We start from the raw sequence: 2,233 nt of genomic DNA, 5'->3' as shown, positions 1-2,233 counted from the left end.
TAAACATCAGCATTTAATCTAAATCTTTGTGATGCCACTTGGAAAATTTTTACAACACGTATTAAATGCTCAACAAATATACGCTTACTTGAGAGAGCTTTATTTTCTTCTTTTTGTTGTTCATTTAATTGTTGTTTTCTTTTCTTCTTATGAGGTGTAGTAATATTATTCCCACCTTGATACGCCTTATCTCCCTCTCTTCGAGACGCTACGCGAACAAATTCTTGTTTTTCATCAAATTTCGTTTGTTGCTCTCGGAATAATTTTATGTCTGCCGTTGGTCCAGGATAACCTACTTTAATATCAATTATATCTTTTCCTTCTGGCAAGGAAACTATCTGGTTTTTTACAGTATGCTGTTTTTTCTTTCCAGAAAAGAACTTTTTTTGCTCTTCGTTGTCAGATGGTCTATCAATCGGCTGTTCTAGACTATCGACCAGTAACTTAAAACTCGTTAATATTTCTTGTACAATCATTAAATCTCCTTCTTTATCTTCAACTTGTTCTATTAAACTAGAAGGTATAATCTTACGTAATATTTTTCTCCAGTAATGAAAAGTATCATTAGATAAAGTTTTTGATATACCAAACATTATTCCTAAAACTTCAAATGTTGGTATTTGTCTCAGATAAAACAAACACAAACATACTTGTTCTGGGATGGATAATATTTTTTTTCGTCCACCTCCACGACGATGTATTCTAACCTTCTTTTGTTCAAATTTGAGTTGTTCTTCTTCATGACTTTTTTTAGCATAGTTTACCAGGTCAGTAAATTGGTCATAACTAATCCCCAAAAGTTGCTTTGCACGCGAGGGATACTTTTGTATATAATCAAAGATACTAATCATTTAATTAGATGTTGGTAGAAGGTCAATTTTATTTTCTACCATTTTTTGTACCCAAATCATATTCCGGACGTGTCTCTTGGCTTCAAAATTAGCGTTTAATTATTTGGCTTTTACATTTAAATATTTCTCGGATTATTCTTTGAGAAATTCCCAATACTTATAACGTTCTTCTGGGACAGGAACTGCTAATTGGAAAAACTCCGTATTGTCAGGTATAAAAACTGGTTGATGGATTTGATGCTCGATAATACACTCTTTCCCTGGCTGGATGTTAGAGACTTTCAGATAAATTCCACTTTCCCAGACTTGACCATCCTGTGTGGGATTTTTTGTCCTCATGCCAATAGTCAGATATGGTAGAACTAGATTGGAGTTATTCGTTACTAAAATTTTAACGTTTCTATTTTTATCAAATTCCACTACTTGCCATTGGAATTTCCTTCTCGCTTCCACTATTGACTGTTCCTCATACGTGAATGGCTTGGGTCCGTTTAATATCTCCTTCCATTCTTTCTCGTCATAGGATTCACGCACATCTGTACATCTAATAATGAACCATTCCTCAAAACTATCAGCTATTTTTTCCAAGCCATCTTCAGTCAATTCATAAATAGGTGACTCTGTGCCTGGTATCAGTTGGGAACAAATGAAATATGCCTTTGAATCATCAACGTATCCCACAAGGAAGAGTTTGTCTCGATTATTGAGAGTTTTTTCTTGAGGTGGATTGAGTACGTACACCTACTTCATAATAATTATTTCTTTGGTACAGTTTCGCTCCACCAAATTTGGTAATAAACTCCAGGTAGGATGGTGGCAAAGATGACAAAAATCCTGTTGGTATATGAAGATAATTCTCTGCTTTATTGCCCTCAATAATGTGAAACTTCGGCGTTTTAATTTCAGAAATTTCTGTTTCCAACCATTCGTACATTGTCCTATACCTCCCTTACAAACTATTTAAAAACTAAAAAATTAAGTAAAGTTCTGACATTAGTTTTAGTTTAATAAACAAACTTATTTTCATTTGTCCTTATTCCTCCTTCTCTCACCAAATCTTTGCTGGTCTGTTTTACCCGTGACTGGATCGGGAATCATGTGTTCAGTGTTGGGATCTCCAAAGGCAGGTTCTACAACCATCGGATCTCCTCCATCAGCTAGTGGTCGTGGATGAGATGCTCTGGTGGGCTGACCCGTAGCCGGATCTATTGGCCATTTCTCACCAGTTCTTTCTTCCCATCTTCTTCTAGCTTCTAGTTTACGATTTTTGAAATACTGCCTTGCTTTTTCGAGTTCCTCTGATGTGCGGACTTCCCCGTGCGGCAATTCCTTGATAATTCTTGGATCAGTTATAGGTTCTCGTTTTCCACCTCTGGGTTTTT

The 2,233-nt window shown here is 35.7% G+C and carries 4 protein-coding genes; all 4 read right to left on the bottom strand.

The annotated features are described in order from the left end of the window. Positions 1-851 (bottom strand): transposase family protein (locus VB654_RS16930; RefSeq protein WP_323214983.1); only part of this gene is annotated, 851 nt, incomplete at its 3' end. A 132-nt stretch (positions 852-983) separates the two neighbouring features. Beyond that, complete coding sequence (locus tag VB654_RS16925) at positions 984-1,592, bottom strand: hypothetical protein (protein WP_323214982.1); 609 nt, start codon at positions 1,590-1,592, stop codon at positions 984-986. Further along, positions 1,552-1,785, bottom strand: a complete 234-nt coding sequence (locus VB654_RS16920) for a hypothetical protein (protein WP_323214981.1) — start codon at positions 1,783-1,785, stop codon at positions 1,552-1,554. The genes VB654_RS16925 and VB654_RS16920 overlap by 41 nt, the downstream gene beginning before the upstream one ends. Positions 1,786-1,874: 89 nt before the next feature. After that, positions 1,875-2,233 (bottom strand): hypothetical protein (locus VB654_RS16915; RefSeq protein ID WP_323214980.1); only part of this gene is annotated, 359 nt, incomplete at its 5' end.

Source organism: Nodularia sp. UHCC 0506, assembly GCF_034931045.1.
GTDB lineage: Bacteria > Cyanobacteriota > Cyanobacteriia > Cyanobacteriales > Nostocaceae > Nodularia.
This window is presented reverse-complemented; position numbering and strand designations above follow the sequence as displayed.